Annotated in this window: 19 protein-coding genes and 1 pseudogene; 11 read left to right on the forward strand and 9 right to left on the reverse strand. The window is 73.3% G+C overall.

The genetic code is table 11. The features are described 5' to 3' along the window. Together AC068A_RS19495 and AC068A_RS19500 are read right to left on the reverse strand one after the other, a co-directional pair. Positions 1–1,014 (reverse strand): carbohydrate kinase family protein, encoded by a 1,014-nt coding sequence (locus tag AC068A_RS19495; protein ID WP_478586450.1) that lies wholly within the window; start codon positions 1,012–1,014, stop codon positions 1–3. Next, a complete protein-coding gene (locus AC068A_RS19500) occupies positions 1,011–1,961 on the reverse strand; it encodes a pseudouridine-5'-phosphate glycosidase (RefSeq protein ID WP_478586452.1) in 951 nt (316 codons plus the stop codon). The genes AC068A_RS19495 and AC068A_RS19500 overlap by 4 nt, the downstream gene beginning before the upstream one ends. A gap of 350 nt (positions 1,962–2,311) precedes the next feature. Between AC068A_RS19500 and AC068A_RS19505 the strand changes: the two are divergent. Further along, positions 2,312–2,401 (forward strand): annotated as a pseudogene (locus AC068A_RS19505) (cupin domain-containing protein); the annotation flags it as partial. Here AC068A_RS19505 and AC068A_RS19510 read toward each other — a convergent pair. The 3 genes from AC068A_RS19510 to AC068A_RS19520 all read right to left on the reverse strand — a co-directional run bounded on the left by AC068A_RS19510 (position 2,391) and on the right by AC068A_RS19520 (position 5,432). Continuing rightward, entirely contained in the window at positions 2,391–3,641 is a 1,251-nt protein-coding gene (locus tag AC068A_RS19510) for an MFS transporter (protein WP_478586630.1), read from the reverse strand. The pseudogene AC068A_RS19505 and the gene AC068A_RS19510 sit on opposite strands and share 11 nt — an antisense overlap. 222 nt (positions 3,642–3,863) lie before the next feature. Next, complete coding sequence (locus AC068A_RS19515; RefSeq protein ID WP_478586454.1) at positions 3,864–4,427, reverse strand: methylated-DNA--[protein]-cysteine S-methyltransferase; 564 nt, start codon at positions 4,425–4,427, stop codon at positions 3,864–3,866. A gap of 96 nt (positions 4,428–4,523) precedes the next feature. Then, complete coding sequence (locus tag AC068A_RS19520; RefSeq protein ID WP_478586456.1) at positions 4,524–5,432, reverse strand: glycerophosphodiester phosphodiesterase; 909 nt, start codon at positions 5,430–5,432, stop codon at positions 4,524–4,526. 269 nt (positions 5,433–5,701) lie between these two features. Here AC068A_RS19520 and uvrB point away from each other — a divergent pair, with 269 nt between their 5' ends. The 4 genes from uvrB (at position 5,702) to AC068A_RS19540 (ending at position 11,785) form a co-directional block, all read left to right on the forward strand. Continuing rightward, positions 5,702–7,840, forward strand: a complete 2,139-nt coding sequence (gene uvrB, locus AC068A_RS19525) for an excinuclease ABC subunit UvrB (protein ID WP_478586458.1) — start codon at positions 5,702–5,704, stop codon at positions 7,838–7,840. 78 nt (positions 7,841–7,918) lie between these two features. Beyond that, a complete protein-coding gene (locus tag AC068A_RS19530) occupies positions 7,919–8,497 on the forward strand; it encodes a TerD family protein (RefSeq protein ID WP_478586460.1) in 579 nt (192 codons plus the stop codon). A gap of 54 nt (positions 8,498–8,551) precedes the next feature. After that, positions 8,552–10,549: a TerD family protein gene (locus tag AC068A_RS19535; protein ID WP_478586461.1), complete on the forward strand. Its 1,998-nt coding sequence runs from the start codon at positions 8,552–8,554 to the stop codon at positions 10,547–10,549. 222 nt (positions 10,550–10,771) lie between these two features. Further along, positions 10,772–11,785, forward strand: coding sequence for a TerC/Alx family metal homeostasis membrane protein (locus AC068A_RS19540; protein WP_478586463.1), 1,014 nt, complete (start codon positions 10,772–10,774; stop codon positions 11,783–11,785). 33 nt (positions 11,786–11,818) lie between these two features. Here the strand turns inward: AC068A_RS19540 and AC068A_RS19545 are convergent, their stop codons facing one another. The 3 genes from AC068A_RS19545 to AC068A_RS19555 all read right to left on the reverse strand — a co-directional run bounded on the left by AC068A_RS19545 (position 11,819) and on the right by AC068A_RS19555 (position 14,617). Beyond that, a complete protein-coding gene (locus AC068A_RS19545; protein WP_478586465.1) occupies positions 11,819–13,123 on the reverse strand; it encodes an MFS transporter in 1,305 nt (434 codons plus the stop codon). 138 nt (positions 13,124–13,261) lie between these two features. Continuing rightward, positions 13,262–13,918 (reverse strand): MBL fold metallo-hydrolase, encoded by a 657-nt coding sequence (locus tag AC068A_RS19550; RefSeq protein ID WP_478586467.1) that lies wholly within the window; start codon positions 13,916–13,918, stop codon positions 13,262–13,264. Between the two features lie 9 nt (positions 13,919–13,927). Beyond that, positions 13,928–14,617, reverse strand: coding sequence for a maleylpyruvate isomerase family mycothiol-dependent enzyme (locus AC068A_RS19555; protein ID WP_478586469.1), 690 nt, complete (start codon positions 14,615–14,617; stop codon positions 13,928–13,930). Between the two features lie 198 nt (positions 14,618–14,815). Here AC068A_RS19555 and uvrA point away from each other — a divergent pair, with 198 nt between their 5' ends. Next, entirely contained in the window at positions 14,816–17,776 is a 2,961-nt protein-coding gene (uvrA, locus tag AC068A_RS19560) for an excinuclease ABC subunit UvrA (protein ID WP_478586471.1), read from the forward strand. 130 nt (positions 17,777–17,906) lie between these two features. Here the strand turns inward: uvrA and AC068A_RS19565 are convergent, their stop codons facing one another. Then, a complete protein-coding gene (locus tag AC068A_RS19565) occupies positions 17,907–18,791 on the reverse strand; it encodes a carbohydrate kinase family protein (protein ID WP_478586473.1) in 885 nt (294 codons plus the stop codon). A 71-nt stretch (positions 18,792–18,862) separates the two neighbouring features. Between AC068A_RS19565 and AC068A_RS19570 the strand changes: the two genes are divergently transcribed. The 5 genes from AC068A_RS19570 to whiA all read left to right on the forward strand — a co-directional run bounded on the left by AC068A_RS19570 (position 18,863) and on the right by whiA (position 24,454). Next, complete coding sequence (locus AC068A_RS19570; protein WP_478586475.1) at positions 18,863–19,294, forward strand: Rieske (2Fe-2S) protein; 432 nt, start codon at positions 18,863–18,865, stop codon at positions 19,292–19,294. Positions 19,295–19,426: 132 nt separating this feature from the next. Continuing rightward, positions 19,427–21,463: an excinuclease ABC subunit UvrC gene (uvrC, locus tag AC068A_RS19575; RefSeq protein ID WP_478586477.1), complete on the forward strand. Its 2,037-nt coding sequence runs from the start codon at positions 19,427–19,429 to the stop codon at positions 21,461–21,463. Further along, positions 21,460–22,407: an RNase adapter RapZ gene (rapZ, locus tag AC068A_RS19580; RefSeq protein ID WP_478586478.1), complete on the forward strand. Its 948-nt coding sequence runs from the start codon at positions 21,460–21,462 to the stop codon at positions 22,405–22,407. Before uvrC ends, rapZ begins: the two co-directional genes overlap by 4 nt. Further along, positions 22,404–23,474, forward strand: coding sequence for a gluconeogenesis factor YvcK family protein (locus AC068A_RS19585; RefSeq protein WP_478586480.1), 1,071 nt, complete (start codon positions 22,404–22,406; stop codon positions 23,472–23,474). The genes rapZ and AC068A_RS19585 overlap by 4 nt, the downstream gene beginning before the upstream one ends. Then, positions 23,465–24,454: a DNA-binding protein WhiA gene (gene whiA, locus AC068A_RS19590; RefSeq protein WP_478586482.1), complete on the forward strand. Its 990-nt coding sequence runs from the start codon at positions 23,465–23,467 to the stop codon at positions 24,452–24,454. The genes AC068A_RS19585 and whiA overlap by 10 nt, the downstream gene beginning before the upstream one ends. Positions 24,455–24,493: the final 39 nt, after the last annotated feature.

Raw genomic sequence — 24,493 nt, forward strand, 5'->3', positions numbered from 1 at the left:
CTACGGGCGTCCGCCCAGCCGGGTGACCGCGCAGGCCGCCGACCGGCAGCCGGCCCGGGCCGCCTCCACCGGGTCCGCGCCGGCGAGCCGGGCTGCCAGGAACCCGCCGGTGAACGCGTCCCCCGCGCCCGTGGAGTCCACCGCCCGCACCGGCTGCGCGGGCAGCTCTGCCGTGACCCGGCCCCCCTGGGCCACCAGCGCCCCCGCCGCGCCCCGGGTGACCACCACCAGCGGCACCAGGCGGCTCAGCTCCGCCGCCGCCCGGGCCGCCCCGGCCGGCCGCGGCAGCCCGGCCAGCAGCAGGGCCTCGTCCTCGTTGGGCAGCAGTACGTCCACCCCCGCCACGGCATCGAGGAAGCACTGCGGCCCCAGCGTGAGCAGGAACCCCGCCGAGGCCGGGTCCACGCTCACCGGCACCCCGCGGGCGCGGGCGTCCCGAAGCGCGACCAGGGCCAGCTCGCGGCTGCTGTCGGCGAAGTACAGGTAGCCGGAGAGGTGCAGGTGGGCGACACCGTCCAGCAGTTCGGGCGTCCAGTCGGCGGGGGAGAGCCGCAGTGCGGCCCCGCTGTCGGTCAGGAAGGTCCGCTCCGTGTCCTTGCCGACCAGCGCCACCACGGTCCCCGTCGGCTGGTCCGGGTCGACCACCAGCCGCGGCCGCACCCCGCCGGCCAGCAGGGCCCGCTCGTGCCACTGGGCCGACTCCGCGCCCACCCGCGCGAGGAGGCGGACGTCGGCGACCCCGGCGCGGGTCGCCCAGCAGGCCGCGTTGGCCCCGGCGCCGCCGGGCAGGGTCCGGATCCGGGCCGCCGTGTCGGTGGCCGGAATCAGCGGCTCCGGATGTATCGCCACCACGTCCGTCACCACGTCCCCGACGACCAGCAGCGCCCCCGAACCGGAACCGGAACCGGGACCGGAGCCGGAGCCGGAGCCGGAGGCGGCACCCGCCCCGGAGCCGGCATCCGGCCCCGCGCCCGGCCCCCCGCCCGGCTCCGGATCCGGGCCGGCCGCCGTCACTGCCGTGCCGCCCAGGCCCCGGCGATCCCGGCCCCGAGGGCCACGTTGCCCCGTACCGCCGCCAGATTGGCCTCCAGCGAGGCCCCGCCCGTCGCCCGCACCAGGAAGCCCAGCAGGAACGGGGTCACCTCCTGCCCCGTGATCCCCCGCCTCCGGCACTCGTCGAGGGCCTCCGCGAGCACCCGGTCGTGCAGCCCCGGATCCAGCTGCTCCGCCTTGTCCACCGGGTTGGCCACCAGCAGCGCGGACTCCGGCCCGCCCAGCAGGTCCTGAGCGGCCATCACCTCCGCGACCTCCTCCGGCCGGTGCACGGTCCAGTCCACCGGCTCGCCGGAACTGGCCAGGTAGAAACCGGGGAAACGTTCCGTCCCGTACCCCAGCACGGTCACCCCCAGCGTCTCCAGCCGCTGCAGCGTGGCCGGCACGTCCAGGATCGACTTCACCCCGGCGCACACCACCGTGATCCGCGTCCGCGCCAGCAGCTGAAGGTCCGCCGACTCGTCCTGGGTCTGCGTCCAATCCCGGTGTACGCCGCCCAGCCCGCCCGTGGCGAAGACCCGCAGCCCGGCCCGCGCAGCCAGGAACGCCGTCGCCGACACCGTCGTCGCGCCGGTCGCGCCCGCCGCGAGGGCGGGCGCCAGGTCCCGGTGGCCGAGCTTGCGCACTCCCTCGCCGCCCGCGATCCGCTCCAGCTGCTCCTTGTCCAGGCCCGCGTACGCCACCCCGTCCACGACCGCGATCGTGGCCGGAACGGCCCCCTCGGCGCGGACGATCGCCTCCAGTTCGGCGGCCACCGCCAGGTTGCGGGGGCGGGGCAGGCCGTGCGTGATGATCGTGGACTCCAGGGCCACGACGGGCTGCCCGCGTTCCAGCGCCTCACGGACCTCTTCGGACAGGACGGGACCGCCGGGCCGGGGCAGCGGTGCGGATGCTGTGTGCTGTGACATGCCCCCATCCATGGCACGCGATCAGCACCGCCAAACGCGGCGCCCGCGCAGTGGCCGGTTGTCGCCCTCCCCGGCAGGACGCCTCCTCCGGTACGCCCGGGGTGGACACCGTGGCCACTCCGCGGCCGGGTCCCGCCGCACTACGCCGGCGCCCCATGCGCACCAGCGGCCACGGCACCGCAGCCGCCGCCTTCGCCGTCTTTCGTTCCGGAGGTTCCGGACGTTCCGGACGCCGAACCGGAGGCCGAGGGGCTGGACCCCGGCCGATCGTCTCCGGCAACCCGGCCGTGACGGGCAAGGTGCTGTGGGAGTCCCCGGACGGCACGCAGGTGCGCGGGATCCGGTGGACGCCCGGATCGGCCTGCGTGCTCCGCGCGGGCGACCGGACCGCCTGGACCGTTCACGAGAGGCTGCGCAAGGCCTGCCACATCAGCTTTTGACCGCCGGATGGCGGCGCGCGGTGAACAGGGCGAGCACCGCCACCGGCAGCAGCAGCGAGGCCCCGATCACGTTCAGCCAGCCGTAGCCCGCCTGCGCCATGACCAGGCCGGCGAGGGCGCCGCCGACGCCCGCGCAGGTGTTCATCGTCAGATCGCTCAGGCCCTGCACGGCGGCCCGGGCGCGGGTGGGCACCGAGTCGGTCAGCAGCGCCGAGCCGGACACCATGCCGGCCGACCAGCCGAGGCCCAGCAGGAACAGGCCCAGCGCGCTCTGCGCGTGGCGCGGGCCCGCTGTGCCGGCGAGCAGGGTGGCCAGCGACAGCAGGCCGGCCGCCAGGCCGATCACGGACAGTCGGCCGAGCCGGTCCGACAGCCAGCCCATGACCGGCGAGAAGGCGAACATGCCGGCGATGTGCCCGCTGATCACCAGGCCGATGAGCTGGATTCCGGCGCCGTGGTGGCCCAGGTCGACCGGTGTCATCACCATGATCGACACCATGGTGGTGTGCGAGACCGCGACGGTGATCAGCGCGAGCCGCGCCCGTGGGGAGGCCTTGACGGCCGCGAACCCGGCGCGCACCGAGTGGCCCTCGCGGACATGTTCCTCGGGGCCGGCCAGCGCCCGGGCCGCCAGCAGCGGGTCGGGCCGCAGGAGCACGGCGATCAGCGTGCCGGTGAGGACGAAGACGGCGCCGGCCCACAGGAAGGGGCCCGCCGTCTCGGGTATGGAGGTCCCGGCGAAGCTGCGGCTGGCCGGGGCGGAGAGGTTGGGGCCGAGCACCGCGCCGATGGTGGACGCCCAGACCACGACGGAGATGGCCCGGGCCCGGTGGTCCGGGGCGGCCAGGTCGGCGGCGGCGAACCGGGCCTGGAGGTTGGCGGAGGAGGCGGCTCCGAACGCGGCCATGCCGAGCATCAGCAGCGGGAAGCTCCTGATGACGGCGGCCAGCACGACCAGGGCCGAGCCCGCGGCGCCGATCGTGTACCCGAGGATGAGCCCCGGCCTGCGGCCCCGCGCGGCCATCAGGGCGGCGAGGGGCAGCGAGACGAGCGCGGCGCCGACCACGGCGGCGGTGGAGGCGAGCCCGGACAGTGCCTCGGTGCCGCTGACCTCGGTGGCCAGGGCCGGGGTCAGGGCGATGCTGACGGGCACGCCGAGGCCGCCCAGGATCTGGGAGGCGATCAGCACGGAGGAGGTGCGGCGGCGCAGCCGGGGCAGCTCGTCGGGGTCCACGGCCACGACGGGCCGACCGGTACCGGTACCGGTGCCCGTTCCGGTGCCGGGCGCGGCGCTCACTGCGGACGTCCCGGGCGGCGCGGCGGGAGGGAGGGGGGAGCGGCGGAACCTGGTACGGCAGGAGTAGTCACCGCAGCAGTCTCCCACCCCTTACCGCCCCGCGGAACAGGAAAAACACCGCTCCGTGCCCTGCCGGAGCCCGCCCGCCGGCCCGGTGCCGGGCCGTCAGAACAGCGGCTGCGGGAGCACGCCCTCCAGTGCCAGCAGGGCCCGCTTGGTCTCCAGCCCGCCGCCGAAGCCGCCGATCCCCCCGTCGTTCTCCACGACCCGGTGGCAGGCCACCACCAGCGGCAGCGGATTGGACCCCATGGCGTGGCCCACGGCCTGGGCGGCGCCCGGCTGCCCGACGCGGGCGGCCAGCTCCCCGTACCCGACGACCGACCCGTACGGCACCGAGCGGTCCAGCTCCCGGAGCACCGTCCGGTTGAAGCCGGAGCTCAGCCGCCAGTCGAGCGGCAGCTCGAAGCGCCGCAGCGAGCCCGCGAAGTACGCGGAGAGCTGGCGCACCGGCTCGGCGAGCAGCACTTCCGCGCCCGGCTCCGGCCGCCGCGCGTCGGCGCCGAGCCGGGATATCAGCGCGTCGATCATCCGCTCGACCCGGTCCGGCCCGGCATGGAACCCGACCCGGACCAGGCCCTCCGGGGTGGCGGCCAGCAGCAGCGGACCGATGCCGCTCGCGACGACGGTCCATTCCAGGTGCGGCCCGCGCGGCCGCTCGGTGGTGTCCACCCCTCCACCGTACGGGCGGCCACCGACAGCCCCGCACCCGGCGGCCGGTCCGGCCGGTCCGGCCGGTCCGGCCGGACCGGGCCCGGTCGGCGCGGATCAGTCGGCGAACCCCCCGAGCACCGCCTCCCGCACCACGTCCGGGGCGTTCGTGATGATCCCGTCCACGCCCATCCCCTGGACCTTCCGGGCGGTCACCGCGTCGTCCACGATCCAGGTGTCCACCCCCATCGTCTTGCCGTGGGCCCCCGCCAGGCCGTGCACCGCCGCCACCCACTCCGCCGAGATGGTGGTGTGCCAGGGGTTGATGCGGTCGGTGAACTCGGCGTACTTCGGCAGGTCGCCGACCTCCGGCGTGCCCAGGAACGCCGTCACGAGGTCCGGCCGCAGGTCGTGCACGATGCGCACGGTGTCGGCGCTGAAGCTCTGCACGACCAGGCGGCGCTGCACGTGCCCCTCGTCCAGCCACCCGGCCTCGTCCAGCACCTCCAGGGTCTGCTTCTCGATCCCGGGGTAGAGCTCCGGCTTCTTGATCTCCAGCAGCAGTCGCTGCCGGTTGCGCTCGACCCGGGCCAGGTACTCCCGCAGGGTCGGCACCCGGGCGCCCGCGTACGCCGGGCCGAACCAGCTGCCCGCGTCGAGCCGTGCGATCTCCGCCGCCGTGAAGTCCCGCACCCGCCAGGGCGCGCGGTCCGGGAACACCTCCTCCACGTCCGTGGTGCGGGTCAGGGTGTCGTCGTGGATCACGACCAGCTCTCCGTCCCCGGTGCGCTGGACGTCGTTCTCGACCCAGTCGAAGCCCAGGCGCAGTGCCGCGTCGACCGCGGCCAGCGTGTTCTCCGGGGCGTACGCCGAAGCCCCCCGGTGGGCGTACACGACGGGGCTGAGCACCCCCGGCCGGCCGGCGGCGGACCCGGGGTCGGCGGCGGCCGCGGCCGTCCCGCCCGGCGCGGTGAGGGCGAAGCCCAGGAATGCGGCGGCGGCCGCTGCGGAGGGTCGGACGTACATGTGCGTTCTCCTCGGGTCGTGAACCCTGTTACGGCGTCAAACGGGCGCAGAGCGGCAGCCGTTGCCGCCGCGGGGCGACTGCGGTGTCCGTTGGAGCGATCATGGGGTTGAAGATCACCGGGCCGCCACCGAACTACGACAAACGGACCAGAAAGGGCGAGGTGCACCGGGCGCGTCCGACCCGGTGGGCCGTCCGCCGTCCGTCGGCCCGCCGGCCCCGGGGGCCGTGCGAATGCGTGAGTGTCAGTGGCGGGTCGTACGGTGGAGTCATGCGGCCCGTATCGAAGATCGAACGCACGGTGGCGCCTTTCGAGGTCGTCAGCTCCTACCAGCCCAGCGGTGACCAGCCGACGGCCATCGCCGAGCTGGAGAAGCGCATCCGCGCAGGTGAGAAGGATGTCGTCCTGCTGGGCGCGACCGGCACCGGCAAGTCGGCGACGACCGCCTGGATGATCGAGAAGCTCCAGCGGCCCACCCTGGTGATGGCGCCGAACAAGACGCTCGCCGCCCAGCTGGCGAACGAGTTCCGCGAGCTCCTGCCGAACAACGCGGTCGAGTACTTCGTCTCGTACTACGACTACTACCAGCCCGAGGCGTACGTGCCGCAGTCGGACACGTACATCGAGAAGGACTCCTCGATCAACGAGGAGGTGGAGCGGCTGCGCCACTCCGCGACGAACTCGCTGCTCACCCGGCGGGACGTGGTCGTGGTCGCGTCCGTCTCCTGCATCTACGGCCTCGGTACGCCGCAGGAGTACGTCGACCGGATGGTCCCGCTCAAGGTCGGCGAGGAGATCGACCGGGACCAGCTGCTGCGCCGCTTCGTCGACATCCAGTACACCCGCAACGACATGGCCTTCACCCGCGGCACCTTCCGGGTCCGCGGCGACACCGTGGAGATCTTCCCGGTCTACGAGGAACTGGCCGTCCGCATCGAGATGTTCGGGGACGAGATCGAGGCCCTGTCCACGCTGCACCCGCTGACCGGCGAGGTGATCAGCGAGGACCGCGAGCTGTACGTCTTCCCCGCCAGCCACTACATCGCGGGTCCCGAGCGCATGCAGAACGCGATCCGCGGCATCGAGACGGAACTCGCCCGGCGCCTGGCGGAGCTGGAGAAGCAGGGCAAGCTGCTGGAGGCCCAGCGGCTGCGCATGCGCACCACGTACGACCTGGAGATGATGCAGCAGATCGGCTCCTGCTCCGGCATCGAGAACTACTCGCTGCACATGGACGGCCGCGAGCCCGGATCCCCGCCGCACACCCTGCTCGACTACTTCCCGGAGGACTTCCTCCTGGTCATCGACGAGTCGCACGTCACCGTGCCGCAGATCGGCGCCATGTACGAGGGTGACGCCTCGCGCAAGCGGACCCTCGTCGACCACGGCTTCCGGCTGCCGTCCGCGCTCGACAACCGGCCGCTGAAGTGGGAGGAGTTCCTGGAGCGGGTCGGCCAGACGGTCTACCTGTCGGCGACCCCCGGCCCGTACGAGCTCTCCCGCAGCGACGGCTTCGTCGAGCAGATCATCCGCCCCACCGGCCTCGTCGACCCCGAGGTCGTCGTCAAGCCCACCGAGGGGCAGATCGACGACCTGGTGCACGAGATCCGGCAGCGGGTGGAGCGGGACGAGCGCGTCCTGGTCACCACCCTCACCAAGAAGATGGCCGAGGACCTCACGGACTACTTCCTGGAGCTCGGCATCGCGGTGCGCTACCTGCACAGCGACGTCGACACGCTGCGCCGCGTCGAGCTGCTGCGCGAGCTGCGGGCCGGCAAGTACGACGTCCTGGTCGGCATCAACCTGCTGCGCGAGGGCCTGGACCTGCCCGAGGTGTCCCTGGTGGCGATCCTCGACGCCGACAAGGAGGGCTTCCTGCGCTCGGGCACCTCGCTGATCCAGACCATCGGCCGCGCGGCGCGCAACGTCTCCGGCCAGGTCCACATGTACGCGGACAAGATGACCCGGGCGATGGAGAAGGCCATCGAGGAGACCAACCGGCGCCGGGAGAAGCAGATCGCGTACAACGAGGCCAACGGGATCGACCCGCAGCCGCTGCGCAAGAAGATCAACGACATCGTCGCCACCCTCGCCCGCGAGGAGCTGGACACCGAGCAGCTGCTCGGCACCGCATACCGCCAGGCGAAGGACGGCAAGGGCGCCAAGGCACCCGTGCCCGCCCTGTCCGGGGCCAAGGCCGCGCCGGGCAAGGCGGCCAAGGGTGCCAAGGCCGCCGTGGCGGTGACGGACCGCCCGGCCGAGGAACTGGCCTCGCTCATCGAGCAGATGACCGAGCGGATGCGGGCCGCCGCGGCCGAGCTCCAGTTCGAGGTGGCGGCCCGGATCCGGGACGAGGTGAGCGAGCTGAAGAAGGAGCTGCGGCAGATGAAGGAAGCGGGCCTCGCCTGACCCCCGCGGAGGTCAGTAGGGTTGGCGACAGCCGCAGGTACACGCTGCCTGGGGGTGGCTATGGAAAGGGGACAGCGCGTGACGGTCAACTTGACCAAGGGTCAGGCCATCAGTCTGACGAAGGGTGACGGCGGCTCGCTGACGTCGGTCCGCATGGGGCTCGGATGGCAGGCGGCCAAGCGCCGCGGCCTGTTCGGCTCGCGGACCCGGGAGGTCGACCTCGACGCCTCGGCGGTGCTGTTCGCCGAGAAGCAGCCGGTGGACGTGGTGTTCTTCCGGCACCTCCAGAGCGACGACGGCTCGGTCCGGCACACCGGCGACAACCTGATCGGCGGCGCCGGCCAGGGCGGGGACGACGAGTCGATCCTCGTCGACCTCCAGCGCGTCCCGGTCCACATCGACCAGATCGTCTTCACGGTGAACTCGTTCACCGGCCAGACGTTCCAGGAAGTGCAGAACGCGTTCTGCCGCCTCGTCGACGAGACCAACGGCCAGGAGCTGGCCCGCTACACCCTCGACGGCGGCGGCCAGTACACGGCGCAGATCATGGCCAAGGTGTCGCGCGCGGGCAGCGGCTGGCAGATGACGGCCCTGGGCGCGGCGGCCAACGGCCGCACGTTCCAGGACCTGATGCCGGCGATCGTGCCGCACCTGTAGGCAGTACACGGCGGAGCGGAACGGAAGAGCAAGGCCACGGGGGAGGGCTGCACGATGACGGCCGAACTGGTCCGGGGGCAGAACCACCCCCTGTCCCAGAGCCGGGTGGAGATCAGGGTGACGGCGGGCGCACCGGTGCTCGCCCTGGCCGCCGCCTGCAACGACGGGGGACGGCTCACCGGGCCCGGCGCGCTGGCGCACCCGGGCTCCCCCGCCCTGCCCGGGCTGACGGTGCCGGCCTCGGCGGCGGGTGAGCACCGCTTCGCCGTCGACCTCGACGCCGTCGGGCCCGAGGTGCACCAGGTCAAGGTGCTGCTCGCGCTGCCGCCCGGGGGCCCGGCCCGGTTCGGGGCGGTCCCCGCCCCGTACGTGGCCGTGGCCGGCCCGGAGGGCGACCCGCTCGCCGGGTACGCGCTGACCGGCCTGGACCCGGAGACCGCCGTCGTCGCCCTGGAGCTGTACCGCCGCCAGGGCGCCTGGAAGGTGCGCGCCGTCGGCCAGGGCTACGCCGACGGGCTCGCCGCGCTCCTCGCCGACGCCGGGCTGCGCGCCCCGGCGGCCGCGGAGCTGGCCTCCGCCGTGGCGGGGTCGGCCGCGCAGGGCGGCCTCGCCCTCACACCCGTACCGGCCGCGGCCGCGCCCACCCCGCCGCAGGGCTCCGCCGTCCCGGGCCGGCCGGATCCGGAGCCGGTCACCGCCCCCGTCTCCGGCGCCCCGTACCCGGGCACGCCGGGCCCCGCCCCGGCCGCCGGCCCTGCCAACACCGCGGGGGACAGGCCGGGTCCCGCCGCGGCCGCCGCTCCCGCGGACACCGCGGGCGGGCCGCCGACCATCGACTACGTGCACCCGCGCCGCCGCCGCACCACCGGCGAGCCGCCCGAGCCCGCACCCGCTGCCGCCGCACCCGGCCGGCCCGGCGAGCCGCCCGCCCCCGTCGCGGGCGACGCCTCCGGCTGGTCCATGGACGAGCGGCTCTACAACCAGGTCTGGGGCATGTTCGAGGACCTGGCCCGGACGGTCGCGGCGTACCGCAGCGCCTGCGACTTCGCCGACTCCCGGCTCGACCGCGAACTCGACCAGGCCCTGTCGGACCCCCGCGACCGCGCGGCCGGCGCCCCCGCGCAGGCGGCGGCCCGGGCCCGCCGCGAGGAGCTCGCCGCCCAGGCCAAGGCCGCCCTCGACCGGGACCTCGCCCAGCTGGCCGCGGAGTCCGACGTGGTCGAACCGGCCCTGCCGGCCGCGTACGCCCGCTGGTCCAACCCCGTCTGGCAGGGGCACGCGCTGCCCGAGGAGGCCCCGATGGCCCTCCGCCTCGGGGACCTGCACCTGCCGGAGCGGCCCGGTCTGCGGATCCCGATGCTGGTACGGGTCCCGCTGGAGCGCGGCCTGTGGATCGACAACGGCCGCACCGGCTCCGAGGCCGCGATGGCCACCGACACCGACCGGCTCCGCAAGGCCGCCATGGACATGGCCGTCGCGCACGCGGCGCGGCTGCTCGCCGTCCACCCCGCCGGCCGGTTCTCCGTCCACGTCATCGACGCGGCCGGGACCGGAGCCGCCTCCCTGGGACCGCTGGTGCACGCCGGGGTGCTCGCCGCTCCGCCCGCCGCCGGGGCCGCCGGGGTCTCCGAGACCCTGGCGCGGCTGACGCGCCGGGTGGACCTCGTACAGATGGCGCTGCGGGCCGGAGCCCCCGAGGAACTGCCGCCCGACCTGGACACGGCCGAGCAGCTGCTGATCGTGCACGACTTCCCGCACGGCTTCGACGACCGGGCCGTCACGCAACTGCGCTACCTCGCGGACGAGGGCCCGGCGGTCGGCGTGCACCTGCTGCTGGTGGCCGACCGGGACGAGGCCTCGGCGTACGGGCCCCTGCTGGACCCGCTGTGGCGTTCGCTGATGCGGCTCTCGCCGGTGCCCGACGACCACCTCGCCGACCCGTGGGTCGGCCACCACTGGACCTTCGAGCCGGACCTGCCGCCGCCCGGCAGCCTGGTCCTGGAGGAGGCGCTGCAGCGGGTGGCCACGGCCCGCCGCCATGCCCGCCCGTGACCATCCCTTGGTCCTCCCTTTACCTTTTCGGTCCTCTGCGGGTACCCTGGTGCCCGCGGAGGGGAGTATTCCTGCTTTCCTGCCACGGCGTGCCCGTCAGTACGGACCCATGGGTCCCGGGGCGCCGGCCCACGGCCTCCAGGGGGCCGCCCAGGGTGGAAGAGACCTCCGGCAGCGATGTCGCTGACCTGTGTGCCAAGCCATCTGCCGGAGGCCTGAACCGTGGATGTTTCGTTGAACGTGTGGGTGCTGACCATTCTCGGTCTGTGCATCCTCATCGGCGCCGATTTCTTCATCGGCCGCAAACCGCACGACGTGTCGATCAAGGAAGCCGGTACCTGGACCGTCGTCTGGATCGTCCTCGCCGCGCTCTTCGGCCTCGGCCTGCTGTACTCCGGCAACGCCCAGGCCTCCCAGGAGTTCTTCGCCGGCTTCATCACCGAGAAGTCCCTGAGCGTCGACAACCTCTTCGTCTTCGTCCTGATCATGGCGAAGTTCTCGGTGCCCTCGCACCTCCAGCAGCGCGTGCTGCTCGTCGGCGTGCTGATCGCCCTGGTCCTGCGCGCGGGCTTCATCGCCGCCGGCGCCGCGATCATCACCACCTTCTCCTGGGTCTTCTACCTCTTCGGCGCCTTCCTGATCTACACCGCCTGGAAGCTCATCCAGGAGGCCCGCGCGGGTGAGGAGGAGGACGAGTTCGAGGAGAACCGCCTCCTGAAGTCGATCGAGAAGAAGTTCGGCGTCGCCGACCGGTACCACGGCACCAAGCTGTTCCTCAAGACCAACGGCAAGCGCATCCTGACCCCGCTGATGGTGGTCATGCTCGCCATCGGGACCACCGACGTGCTGTTCGCCCTGGACTCGATCCCCGCGATCTTCGGCCTCACCCAGGACCCGTACATCGTCTTCACCGCCAACGCCTTCGCCCTGATGGGTCTGCGCCAGCTGTACTTCCTGATCGGCGGCCTGCTCAAGAAGCTGGTCCACCTCAGCTACGGCCTGTCCGTCATCCTCGGCTTCATCGGCGTCAAGCTGGTCCTCCACGCCCTGCACGAGTCCGGGGTCCACGTCCCGCAGATTTCCATCCCGGTCTCCCTGGGAGTCATCTGCGGTGTCCTCGTCATCACCACCATCACCAGCCTGATGGCCTCGAAGAAGCAGGCGGCCGCCGAGGCGACCGCCGTGCCCGCCGCCCGCCCGGACGGCGAGCAGGCTCCGGAGAGCGTCGGGGCCTGACGCAGGCGCGGTACGGCAGGCCCCGGCCCGGGGCTACACGGGGGCGGTCGCTTCGGCCGCCCCCGCTTCCGCGTGCGCAGCCCGCCGCACCCGCTCCGGGTTGGTCTCCGGCAGCAGCGCGAAGCAGACCAGGCTCACCAGCCCGATCCCGCCCAGGTAGGCCGCCACGCCCCACGGCGGACCGGAGCCGTCCGCCAGTGCCGTCGCCACGATCGGGGTCAGCGCCCCGCCCAGCACCCCGCCCAGGTTGTAGCCGACGGCCGCGCCCGTGCAGCGGATCCGCGGGGCGTACAGCTCCGGCAGGTACGCGCCGATCACCGCCAGCACCGTCCCGATGCACAGCAGCGCGCCGACCGCGCCCACCGCCATCGGCACCGCGTCGGCCGTCTCCAGCAGGGCCACGAACGGGAACATCCACAGCGCGCAGGCCGCGCAGCCGGCCAGGCACAGCGGGCGCCGGCCCCAGCGGTCGCCGAGGACCGCCGCCACCGGGGTCCACAGGGCCATGATCCCCACCCCGGTCATGACGCAGACCAGCATCGTGGTGCGGTCCGCCCCGAGGTGCTCGGTGCCGTACGCGAGGGACCAGGTGGTGACCCCGTAGAAGACCGCGTACGCCGCCGCGAGCGCCCCGCCGGTGAGCAGGATCAGCCGCCAGTGCCCCCGCACCACCTCGGACAGCGGGGCCTCGGCCCGCTGCCCGGACTCGGCCAGCGCACGGAACTGCGGGGTCTCCTCGACGGAGCGGCGCAGCCACAGCCCGGCCAGGGCCAGCAGCCCCGCCGCCCAGAACGGCAGCCGCCAGCCCCACGCGGCGAACTGGGCGTCGGTCAGCGTCGCGGACAGCGCCAGGGTGATGCCGTTGGCCAGCAGGAAGCCCACCGAGGGGCCCACCTGCGGGAAGCTCGACCACAGCCCGCGCCGCCCCTCGGGGGCGTGCTCGGCGGTCACCAGGACCGCCCCGCCCCATTCGCCGCCGAGGCCGAGGCCCTGGAGGAAGCGCAGCACGAGCAGCAGCACCGGCGCGGCCAGGCCGATGGAGGCGTACGTGGGCACGCAGCCGACCGCCACCGTCGCCAGGCCGGTCAGCAGCAGCGAGGCGAGCAGCACCGGACGCCGCCCGTACCGGTCGCCGATGTGCCCGAAGAGCGCCGAGCCCAGCGGGCGGGCGAGGAAGCCGACCCCGAACGTGCCGAAGGCGGCCAGGGTTCCGGCGAGCGGGGAGAAGGACGGGAAGAAGAGCGGGCCGAGGACCAGGGCCGCGGCCGTGCCGTAGACGAAGAAGTCGTAGAACTCGATGGCGGTGCCGGCGAGCGCGGCCGACGCGAGGCGCAGCATCGAGGGGGATCGGGGAACCGGAGACGGGGAAAGGTCCTGTTGCATGGTGCAGCAGTTACCCCTCCCCGCGCCCCCGGGGCGTGCGTTCGGTCATCTTCGACCGGAACGAGTGCCCAGGCCTGAAGGGATGACCGAGACCTACCAGCCGCGCTCGCGCCACTCGGCCAGATGCGGCCGCTCGGCCCCGAGCGTGGTGTCGTTGCCGTGGCCCGGGTAGACCCAGGTCTCGTCCGGGAGCCGGGCGAACAGCTTCTGCTCCACGTCGTCGATGAGGCTGGCGAAGGCCTTCGGGTCGTCGTGGGTGTTGCCGACGCCGCCGGGGAAGAGGCAGTCCCCGGTGAACACGTGCGGGTGCCCGTGCGGGTCGTCGTAGACCAGGACGATCGAGCCGGGGGTGTGCCCGACCAGGTGCCGGGCGGTCAGCTCGACCCGGCCGACCGTGATCGTGTCCCCGTCCGCGACGGGTACGTCGGTGGGCACCGGGATGCCCTCGGCGTCGAGGGCGCCGGCGTACGTCCGCGCGCCGGTCGCCTCGACCACCTCCGCCAGCGCCTGCCAGTGGTCGCCGTGCTGGTGGGTGGTGACGACGGACGCGATGCCGTCGTCGCCGATCAGGTTCAGCAGCGTCCGGGGCTCGTTGGCCGCGTCGATCAGCAGCTGCTCGCCGGTGGCCCGGCACCGCAGCAGGTAGGCGTTGTTGTCCATCGGACCCACCGCGACCTTGGAGATCATCAGGTCCGCGAGTTCGTGTACGTCGGCGGGACCGCCGACCTTGACCGCTCCGGTGTACGTCATGTGCTGATCCTAGAGCGGGGGGAGGGTCGGGAGGGGGCCGCCCGAGGTGGTCAGGGAGGCGCCCTTGTCGCCGCGGCCGGCCAGCCAGGCCAGCAGTCCGGAGGCCGGGCCGGAGACGGTGACGGCCGGCTCCCCGGCCGCCCCCGTGCGCCAGGTGCGTCCGTCGGCGGCGGCCAGGGCGGTGGGCGGCACCTCGGGGCGCGCGGACCAGCGGTCCGCGAGGAAGTCGATCTCGCGGCCGGTGAACTCCTCCGGGAGGTCCTCCAGCCCGTAGCCGACGTTCAGGTCGACGTGGTGCAGCTCGACCTCGACGAGGCGGCGGAACGGTACGTTCGAGGCGAGGTCCGTGACGCTGTTTCGGAGCTCGACGGTGCGGGACCAGTCCTGGTCGCCCTCGGTCTGCGCCATGAAGCGGTCGTGGCTGGCGCGCAGGTCGGCGAGCTGCTCCGGGAGCGGGCGGCCGGAGCCCTGCTCGATCTCCGCGTCGCGGGCGGCGGCGCTCTCGTACATGGGCCGCCCGGCGAAGACGTTGACGAGGGCGTCGGCGTTGCGCGAGAGGTGGGCGAGCACATGGCCGCGGGTCCAGCCCGGGAGGTGTGACCCCTCGGCCAGGGCGGCGTTGTCCAGTCGTGCGACAGCGGTCAGCAGCCGCTCCGTGGCTTCACGTACAACTTGCAGGTCGTGCACATGATCGGTCATGGGGCCGAGCCTAGTGGCCCGGGCCGCCGGCCACACGAACGGGTGAAGCGGTCGGCGGAGTGCCGTAAATCGAATGCGCGTGCTATACGCTCGGAAGTCGAGCCCGACTTCACCAGCTCGACTCCAATGCAGAGGCGCCCCCCATACCCTGGGACGGGGGCCCGTGCCCCCGCTCTCTCAAGAAAGGTGCGGACCGGCGTGACCGACCGACTCATCGTTCGTGGCGCTCGCGAGCACAACCTGAAGAACGTCTCGCTCGACCTGCCCCGCGACGCGCTCATCGTCTTCACCGGTCTGTCCGGGTCCGGCAAGTCCTCCCTGGCCTTCGACACGATCTTCGCCGAGGGCCAGCGCCGCTACGTCGAATCGCTCTCGTCGTACGCCCGCCAGTTCCTGGGCCAGATGGACAAGCCCGACGTGGACTTCATCGAGGGCCTCTCCCCGGCGGTCTCGATCGACCAGAAGTCGACCTCGCGCAACCCGCGCTCGACGGTCGGCACGATCACCGAGGTCTACGACTACCTCCGCCTGCTCTTCGCGCGCATCGGCAAGCCCCACTGCCCCGAGTGCCGCCGCCCGATCTCGCGGCAGTCGCCGCAGGCGATCGTCGACAAGGTGCTCGCGCTGCCCGAGGGCAGCCGCTTCCAGGTGCTCTCGCCGCTGGTGCGCGAGCGCAAGGGCGAGTTCGTCGACCTCTTCGCGGACCTCCAGACCAAGGGCTACAGCCGGGCCCGGGTGGACGGGAAGACCATCCAGCTCTCCGAGCCGCCGACGCTGAAGAAGCAGGAGAAGCACACCATCGAGGTGGTCGTCGACCGCCTCACCGTCAAGGACAGCGCCAAGCGCCGGCTCACCGACTCCGTGGAGACGGCCCTCGGCCTCTCCGGCGGCATGGTGATCCTGGACTTCGTCGACCTCCCCGAGGACGACCCCGAGCGCGAGCGGATGTTCTCCGAGCACCTCTACTGCCCGTACGACGACCTGTCCTTCGAGGAGCTGGAGCCGCGCTCCTTCTCCTTCAACTCGCCCTTCGGCGCCTGCCCCGAGTGCACCGGCATCGGCACCCGCATGGAGGTGGACCCGGAGCTGATCGTCCCCGACGAGATGAAGTCCCTGGACGAGGGAGCCGTCTCGCCGTGGTCGCTCGGCCACACCAAGGACTACTTCCAGCGGCTCATCGGAGCCCTCGCCGGCGAGCTGGGCTTCCGTACGGACATCCCGTGGGCCGGGCTGCCGCAGCGGGCCAGGAAGGCCCTGCTGTACGGGCACAAGACGCAGATCGAGGTCCGCTACCGCAACCGCTACGGGCGCGAGCGCGCGTACACGACCGCCTTCGAGGGCGCCGTGCCGTTCGTCCGGCGCCGGCACGCGGAGTCCGAGAGCGACGCCAGCCGCGAGCGCTTCGAGGGCTACATGCGCGAGGTGCCCTGTCCCACCTGCGAGGGGACCCGGCTCAAGCCGATCGTGCTCGCGGTGACGGTGATGGAGAAGTCCATCGCCGAGGTCGCCGCGATGTCGATCAGCGAGTGCGCGGACTTCCTGGGCCGGCTCCGGCTCGACGCCCGCGACAAGAAGATCGCCGAGCGGGTCCTGAAGGAGGTCAACGAGCGGCTCCGCTTCCTCGTCGACGTGGGCCTCGACTACCTGTCGCTGAACCGTGCCGCCGGCACCCTCTCGGGCGGCGAGGCCCAGCGCATCCGGCTGGCCACCCAGATCGGCTCCGGCCTGGTCGGCGTGCTGTACGTGCTGGACGAGCCCTCCATCGGCCTGCACCAGCGGGACAACCACCGGCTGATCGAGACGCTCATCCGGCTGCGCGACATGGGCAACACCCTGATCGTCGTCGAGCACGACGAGGACACCATCAAGACCGCCGACTGGGTCGTCGACATCGGCCCGGGCGCCGGCGAGCACGGCGGCAAGGTCGTGCACAGCGGCTCGCTCAAGGAGCTCCTGGACAACAGCGCCTCGATGACCGGGCAGTACCTGTCCGGCAAGAAGTCCATCGCCGTGCCGGACGTGCGCCGGCCCGTCGACGGGGACCGCAAGCTCACGGTCCACGGGGCCAAGGAGAACAACCTGCGGGACATCGACGTCTCCTTCCCGCTGGGCGTGCTCACGGCGGTCACGGGCGTGTCGGGCTCGGGCAAGTCGACGCTGGTCAACGACATCCTGTACACGCACCTGGCGCGCGAGCTGAACGGCGCCCGCTCGGTCCCGGGACGGCACACCCGGGTCGATGGCGACGACCTCGTCGACAAGGTCGTGCACGTCGACCAGTCGCCGATCGGCCGCACCCCGCGGTCCAACCCGGCCACGTACACGGGCGTCTTCGACAACATCCGCAAGCTGTTCGCGGAGACGATGGAGGCGAAGGTGCGCGGCTACCTGCCGGGCCGCTTCTCCTTCAACGTCAAGGGCGGCCGGTGCGAGAACTGCTCCGGCGACGGCACCATCAAGATCGAGATGAACTTCCTGCCGGACGTCTACGTCCCGTGCGAGGTCTGCCACGGGGCCCGGTACAACCGGGAGACGCTGGAGGTCCACTACAAGGGCAAGTCCATCGCCGAGGTCCTCAACATGCCGATCGAGGAGGCGCTGGAGTTCTTCGAGGCCGTCCCGACGATCGCCCGGCACCTGAAGACCCTGACCGAGGTCGGCCTCGGGTACGTCCGGCTCGGCCAGTCCGCGCCGACGCTCTCGGGCGGTGAGGCGCAGCGCGTGAAACTGGCGTCGGAGCTCCAGAAGCGGTCGACGGGCCGGACCGTCTACGTCCTGGACGAGCCGACGACCGGCCTGCACTTCGAGGACATCTCGAAGCTGATCAAGGTGCTGTCGGGGCTGGTCGACAAGGGGAACTCGGTGATCGTCATCGAGCACAACCTGGACGTCATCAAGACCGCGGACTGGGTCATCGACATGGGCCCGGAGGGCGGCTACGGCGGCGGACTCGTCGTCGCCGAGGGCACCCCGGAGCAGGTGGCGTCCGTGGGCGCGAGCCACACCGGCAAGTTCCTGCGCGACATCCTCGGGGCGGAGCGGATCTCCGACGCGGCCCCGGCCGCTGCCCCGGCGAAGAAGACGACCGCCCGGAAGACCACGGCGGCCCGGAAGACCGCCCCGGCCAAGAAGACCGCGGCCCGCGCCCGCAAGGCGTAGCCGCAGCCGCTGCGGGCAACGCAGCACAGCGCCGGCCGCCCTGCCCCTGCCCGGGGGGACACCCACCCTCGGGCAGAGGCAGAGGCAGAGGCAGGGCGGCCACGGGTACACCCTCCGGGCCGGGCCGCGCTCAGCCGAGCTCGGCCGCGTACGGCGGCTCGGCTCCCGTCCGGGTACAGGTCAGCGCCGCCGCGCGGGCCGCATGGGCCAGCACCTCCGGCCAGTCCACCGCGCCGCCGGGGCCGCCGCCCGGGCCCGCCAGACGGTGCAGCAGCGCCGCGCTGACCGTGTCGCCCGCACCGATCGTGTCCGCCACGGCCACCGCCGGCGAGGGCACCGAGTACCGCCCGCCCTCCCGCGTCCACACGCTCATCCCCTGCGCCCCGCGGGTGAGCACCACCGCCGACGGCCCCGCCGCCAGCCAGTCCGCCACCCGCCCGCCGAGCCAGTCGGCGTCGTCCTGCGACAGCTTGAGCACCGACACCGACGGCAGCCAGCCCAGGAACCGGGCCCGGTACGCCGCCGGATCCGCTATCAGAGCCGGGCGCACGTTCGGGTCCAGCAGGGTCAGCAGCCCGCGCCGGGACTCCCGGCGCAGCAGGGCCTCGTACGCACTCGCGCCCGGCTCCAGCACGAGCGAGCAGGTGCCGAGCGCCAGCGCCCGGGCCTCGCGCGGCAGCGCCTCGGGCAGCCGGAACAGCCGGTCCGCAGTGCCCTCCACGTAGAAGCCGTAGGCCGCCGAGCCGTCCGGGCCCAGCGAGGGCACGGCCAGCGTGGTGGGCTCCGGGCCGCGCTGCACCAGCGAGCAGTCCACCCCGGCCGCCCGCAGCCCCGCCAGCAGGCTCTCGCCGAAACCGTCGGACGAGACCCGCGAGCAGAAGGCGACCTCGGCGCCGAGACGGCCCAGCGCCACGGCCGTGTTGTACGGGCCCCCGCCGGGCCGTGGCAGCAGCGCACCCGGCGGCTGCGCCACGGGCACGAGGTCGATCAGGGCCTCTCCACCGACGACGATCACGCCGGGGAAGGTATCCCATCCACCGCCGGTATCGTCGGATGGGCCTAAAACCCTCACGCCAGGAGAACCGCATGCCCGCGCCGCAGTCCGCCGCCCGCCGTACCGTGCTCAAGGGCGCCGCAGCGATCGTCGGGGCCGCCGGGGCCGGTGCGGCGCTCACCGCCTGCTCCACCGAGACCAACAGCGGCGCCGGCTCCCCGGCCGTCCCCACCGCCCCGGTGGAGCTGGGCACCGCGGCCGACGTGCCGGTCGGCGGCGCGAAGCTGTACCGGGAGAAGAAGCTCGTCGTCAGCTGCCCGGCCGAGGGCCAGTACACGGCGTTCAGCGCCCAGTGCACGCACGCCGGCTGCGTCCTGGACAAGATCGTCGAGGGGCAGGGCAACTGCCCCTGCCACGGCAGCCGCTTCGACGTGGCCACCGGCAAGGTGCTGCGCGGCCCGGCCACCGAAGCGCTGCCCGCAGTCCCGGTCCGGGCCGAGGGCGGCAAGCTGATCGCGGGCTGAGGCCGCCCCGGCCGGTCCCGGTCCCAGGCGATCCCCAGGATGCCGCGCCGGGGGCTGTGCGCGCCGTTCCCCGCGCACCTGGCCGGGGCGCGGGGCGTGTGGGTTGTCGGTGGGCGACAGTAGGGTGGCGGCATGGCCGACCCTTCCAGCTACCGTCCCCAGCCGGGACAGGTCCCCGACTCCCCGGGCGTCTACCGATTCCGTGACGAGCACCGCCGGGTCATCTACGTCGGGAAGGCCAAAAGCCTGCGCCAGCGCCTGGCGAACTACTTCCAGGACGTGGCCGGGCTGCACCCCCGTACGGCCACGATGGTCACCACGGCCGCCTCCGTCGAGTGGACCGTGGTGTCCACCGAGGTCGAGGCGCTCCAGCTGGAGTACTCCTGGATCAAGGAGTACGACCCCCGGTTCAACGTGAAGTACCGGGACGACAAGAGCTATCCCTCCCTCGCCGTGACCATGAACGAGGAGTTCCCGCGGGTCCAGGTCATGCGCGGGCCCAAGAGGAAGGGCGTGCGGTACTTCGGGCCGTACGCGCATGCCTGGGCCATTCGCGAGACCGTCGACCTGATGCTCCGGGTGTTCCCGGTGCGGACCTGCTCGGCCGGGGTGTTCAAGCGGTCCGCCCAGATCGGCCGCCCCTGCCTGCTCGGCTACATCGGCAAGTGCTCCGCGCCCTGCGTCGGCCGGGTCAGCGCCGAGGAGCACCGGGAACTGGCCGAGGACTTCTGCGAGTTCATGGCCGGACGGACGGGCGCCCACCTCTCCCGGCTCGAGCAGCAGATGCACGAGGCCGCCGAGGAGATGGAGTACGAGAAGGCGGCCCGGCTGCGCGACGACATCGGGGCGCTGCGCCGCGCCATGGAGAAGAACGCAGTCGTGCTCGCGGATGCCACCGATGCCGATCTGATCGCCGTCGCCGAGGACGAGCTGGAGGCGGCCGTACAGATTTTCCACGTGCGCGGCGGCCGGGTCCGCGGCCAGCGCGGCTGGGTCACCGACAAGGTCGAGGCGGTCGACACCGCCGGGCTCGTCGAGCACGCCCTCCAGCAGCTGTACGGGGAGGAGACCGGCGAGGCCGTCCCCAAGGAGGTGCTGGTCCCGGCCCTGCCCGAGGACGAGGCCGCCCTCGGCCAGTGGCTGGCCGCGCGGCGCGGCTCCCAGGTGAGCCTGCGCGTGCCGCAGCGCGGGGACAAGAAGGCCCTGATGGAGACCGTCCACCGCAACGCCCTCCAGGCCCTGGCCCTGCACAAGACGAAGCGCGCCGCCGACCTGACCACCCGCTCCCGGGCCCTGGAGGAGATCGCCGGGGCCCTCGACCTCGACAGCGCCCCGCTGCGCATCGAGTGCTTCGACATCTCGCACCTCCAGGGCGACGACGTGGTGGCCTCCATGGTCGTCTTCGAGGACGGGCTCGCCCGCAAGAGCGAGTACCGGCGCTTCCAGATCAAGTCCTTCGCGGGCCAGGACGACGTCCGCTCCATGCACGAGGTCGTCTCCCGCCGTTTCCGCCGCTACCTCCAGGAGAAGCTGAAGACCGGCGAGTGGGCCCCCGAGGAGGGGGAGGAGGCGCAGGCGCAGGACGACGGGCGCCCCAAGCGCTTCGCCTACCCGCCCCAGCTCGTCGTCGTCGACGGCGGACAGCCGCAGGTGGCCGCCGCCCGGCGGGCCCTGGAGGAGCTCGGCATCGACGACGTCGCCGTGTGCGGGCTGGCCAAGCGGCTGGAGGAGGTCTGGCTGCCCGGCGAGGACGACCCCGTCGTCCTGCCCCGGACCAGCGAGGGCCTGTACCTGCTCCAGCGGGTGCGCGACGAAGCCCACCGGTTCGCCATCCAGTACCAGCGCAGCAAGCGCGGCAAACGGCTCAAGGCCGGGCCGCTGGACGAGGTGCCCGGGCTCGGCGACACGCGCAAGCAGGCCCTCATCAAGCACTTCGGTTCGGTGAAGCGGCTCCGGCAGGCGACAATCGACGAGATCTGCGAGGTCCCGGGCATAGGGCGCAAGACGGCCGAGGCCGTGGCCGCGTCCCTCGCCCAGGCGGCCCCCGCCGCTCCTGCCGTCAACACGGCGACAGGAGAGATCATTGAGGATGAGACCCCCGCGCCGGCGGTGGGGGCACCTCCCGGCGCCGGCCGGGGGACATCGTCCGAACGGGGGACCGACCGATGACCGAGCACGAGACCGAGTACGACCGAGACGGAGCACAGGTGAGTACGGGCACGACACTGGAGCCCGGCGAGACCGCCGAGGCCGCCATCCCCGAGCTGGTGATCATCTCCGGGATGTCCGGGGCCGGCCGCAGCACCGCGGCGAAGTGCCTGGAGGACCTCGGCTGGTTCGTCGTGGACAACCTTCCGCCGGCGCTGATCCCCACGATGGTGGAGCTCGGCGCCCGCTCGCAGGGCAACGTGGCGCGGATCGCCGTCGTCGTCGACGTCCGCGGCCGCCAGTTCTTCGACGCCCTCCGCGAGTCCCTCGCCGACCTCGAGCTGCGCGGGGTGACCCGGCGCATCGTGTTCCTGGAGTCCTCCGACGAGGCCCTGGTGCGCCGCTTCGAGTCGGTCCGCCGCCCGCACCCCCTCCAGGGCGACGGCCGCATCGTCGACGGCATCGCCGCCGAGCGCGACCTGCTGCGCGAGCTGCGCGGCGACGCCGACCTGGTGATCGACACCTCCAGCCTGAACGTGCACGAGCTGCGGGCCAAGATGGACGCCCAGTTCGCCGGCGACGAGGAGCCCGAACTGCGGGCCACCGTCATGTCCTTCGGCTACAAGTACGGCCTGCCCGTCGACGCCGACCTCGTCGTCGACTGCCGCTTCATCCCCAACCCGCACTGGGTGCCGGAGCTGCGCCCCTTCACCGGCCTCAACCCGGAGGTGTCGGGCTACGTCTTCAGCCAGCCCGGCTCCAAGGAGTTCCTGGACCGCTACACGGAGCTGCTCCAGCTCATCGCCGCCGGCTACCGCCGCGAGGGCAAGCGGTACGTGACCATCGCCGTCGGCTGCACGGGCGGCAAGCACCGCAGCGTCGCCATGTCCGAGAAGCTCGCCGCCCGCCTCGCCTCCGAAGGGGTCGAGACCGTCGTGGTCCACCGGGACATGGGGCGCGAGTGACCGGACGTACCCTGAGGCTGCGCCGCCTGCGCCGCCTCACCTCGGGGCGGGGCGAGGACATCGCCGGCCGCACCGCGCCGCGCCGCGGCGCGGCCTCCAAGGGGGCCGCCCCCAAGGTCGTCGCCCTCGGCGGCGGCATGGGGCTGTCGGCCTCCCTGGCCGCCCTGCGCCGGATCACCGGCGAGCTCACGGCCGTGGTCACCGTCGCCGACGACGGCGGCTCCAGCGGCCGGCTGCGCGAGGAGCTCGGCGTGCTCCCGCCCGGCGACCTCCGCAAGGCACTGGCCGCCCTGTGCGGCGACGACGACTGGGGCCAGACCTGGGCCCGCGTCATCCAGCACCGCTTCCAGTCGGCGGGCGCCCTCCACGAGCACGCGGTGGGCAACCTGCTGATCGTGGCCCTGTGGGAGCAGCTCGGCGACCCCGTCCAGGCCCTGGACCTGGTCGGCCGGCTGCTGGGCGCGCAGGGCCGGGTGCTGCCGATGTCGGCGGTGCCGCTGGAGCTCCAGGCCATGGTCAGGGGCCACGATCCGGCCCGGCCCGCGGACGTCGACACCGTCCGCGGGCAGGCCACCGTCGCCACCACCCCCGGCGAGGTGCTGTCCGTGCACGTCGTGCCGGGCGATCCGCCGGCCGTGCCCGAGGCGGTCGCCGCGGTCCTGGACGCGGACTGGGTGGTACTGGGCCCCGGATCCTGGTTCTCGTCCGTGATCCCGCACCTGCTGGTGCCGGAGCTGCTCGACGCGCTGATGGAGACCAAGGCCCGGCGGGTCCTCTCACTGAACCTGGCTCCGCAGCCCGGCGAAACAGAGGGCTTCTCTCCGCAGCGTCATTTGGAGGTTTTGGCCCGACACGCCCCTAAACTCGCCCTGGACGTGGTGCTGGCCGACCAGGCCGCCGTGCCCGACCGCGAGTCCCTCGCCGATGCCGCGCAGCGCTTCGGCGCCGCGGTCGAGCTGGCGCCGGTGGCCAGGGAGGACGGCTCCCCGAAGCACGACCCGGAGCTGCTCGCCGCCGCGTACGACCGTATTTTTCGGATGCATGGAAGGATCGGCCCATGGCGATGACGCCAGCGGTGAAGGATGAGATCTCCCGGCTCCCCGTCACCCGGACCTGCTGCAGGAAGGCGGAGGTCTCGGCGATCCTTCGGTTCGCGGGCGGGCTGCACCTGGTGAGCGGCCGGATCGTCATCGAGGCGGAGCTGGACACCGGGATCGCCGCCCGGCGCCTGCGCAAGGACATCCTGGAGATTTTCGGCCACTCGTCGGACCTGGTGGTCATGGCCCCTGGCGGCCTGCGCCGCGGCAGCCGGTACGTCGTCCGCGTCGTGGCCGGGGGCGACCAGCTGGCCCGCCAGACGGGGCTCGTGGACGGCCGGGGCCGCCCCATCCGGGGTCTGCCCCCGCAGGTGGTCTCCGGGGCCACCTGTGACGCCGAGGCGGCCTGGCGCGGTGCTTTCCTGGCCCACGGCTCGCTCACCGAGCCGGGCCGGTCCTCCTCCCTGGAGGTCACCTGCCCCGGCCCGGAGGCGGCCCTGGCCCTGGTGGGCGCCGCCCGCCGGCTCTCCATCGCCGCCAAGGCGCGCGAGGTGCGCGGGGTGGACCGGGTCGTGGTCCGCGACGGCGACGCGATCGGCGCCCTGCTGACCCGGCTCGGCGCCCACGAGTCGGTGCTGGCCTGGGAGGAGCGGCGGATGCGCCGCGAGGTCCGCGCCACCGCGAACCGCCTCGCCAACTTCGACGACGCCAACCTGCGCCGCTCGGCGCGGGCCGCCGTGGCCGCCGGGGCCCGCGTCCAGCGCGCCCTGGAGATCCTCGGCGAGGAGGTCCCCGAGCACCTCGCCGCCGCGGGCCGGCTGCGCATGGAGCACAAGCAGGCCTCCCTGGAGGAGCTCGGCGCGCTCGCCGACCCGCCGCTGACCAAGGACGCGGTCGCCGGCCGGATCCGGCGCCTGCTGGCGATGGCCGACAAGCGGGCCCAGGACCTCGGGATCCCCGGCACCGAGTCGAACCTCAGCGAGGATCTGGCCGACAACCTGGCCGGCTAGCGACCAGGTCGTCGGCCAGGCACCGCCCGGCCGCCCCGG

Source organism: Streptomyces sp. NPDC043854 (assembly GCF_056436005.1).

What these genes read in the sequence shown, in the direction of transcription:
- AC068A_RS19500 (WP_478586452.1), bottom strand. Translation starts at nt 1,961, where the DNA reads ATGTCACAGCACACAGCATCCGCACCGCTGCCCCGGCCCGGCGGTCCC.
- AC068A_RS19520 (WP_478586456.1), bottom strand. Translation starts at nt 5,432, where the DNA reads ATGTACGTCCGACCCTCCGCAGCGGCCGCCGCCGCATTCCTGGGCTTC.
- uvrB (WP_478586458.1), top strand. Translation starts at nt 5,702, where the DNA reads ATGCGGCCCGTATCGAAGATCGAACGCACGGTGGCGCCTTTCGAGGTC.
- AC068A_RS19535 (WP_478586461.1), top strand. Translation starts at nt 8,552, where the DNA reads ATGACGGCCGAACTGGTCCGGGGGCAGAACCACCCCCTGTCCCAGAGC.
- AC068A_RS19545 (WP_478586465.1), bottom strand. Translation starts at nt 13,123, where the DNA reads ATGCTGCGCCTCGCGTCGGCCGCGCTCGCCGGCACCGCCATCGAGTTC.
- AC068A_RS19550 (WP_478586467.1), bottom strand. Translation starts at nt 13,918, where the DNA reads ATGACGTACACCGGAGCGGTCAAGGTCGGCGGTCCCGCCGACGTACAC.
- AC068A_RS19555 (WP_478586469.1), bottom strand. Translation starts at nt 14,617, where the DNA reads ATGACCGATCATGTGCACGACCTGCAAGTTGTACGTGAAGCCACGGAG.
- AC068A_RS19570 (WP_478586475.1), top strand. Translation starts at nt 18,863, where the DNA reads ATGCCCGCGCCGCAGTCCGCCGCCCGCCGTACCGTGCTCAAGGGCGCC.
- uvrC (WP_478586477.1), top strand. Translation starts at nt 19,427, where the DNA reads ATGGCCGACCCTTCCAGCTACCGTCCCCAGCCGGGACAGGTCCCCGAC.
- rapZ (WP_478586478.1), top strand. Translation starts at nt 21,460, where the DNA reads ATGACCGAGCACGAGACCGAGTACGACCGAGACGGAGCACAGGTGAGT.
- whiA (WP_478586482.1), top strand. Translation starts at nt 23,465, where the DNA reads ATGGCGATGACGCCAGCGGTGAAGGATGAGATCTCCCGGCTCCCCGTC.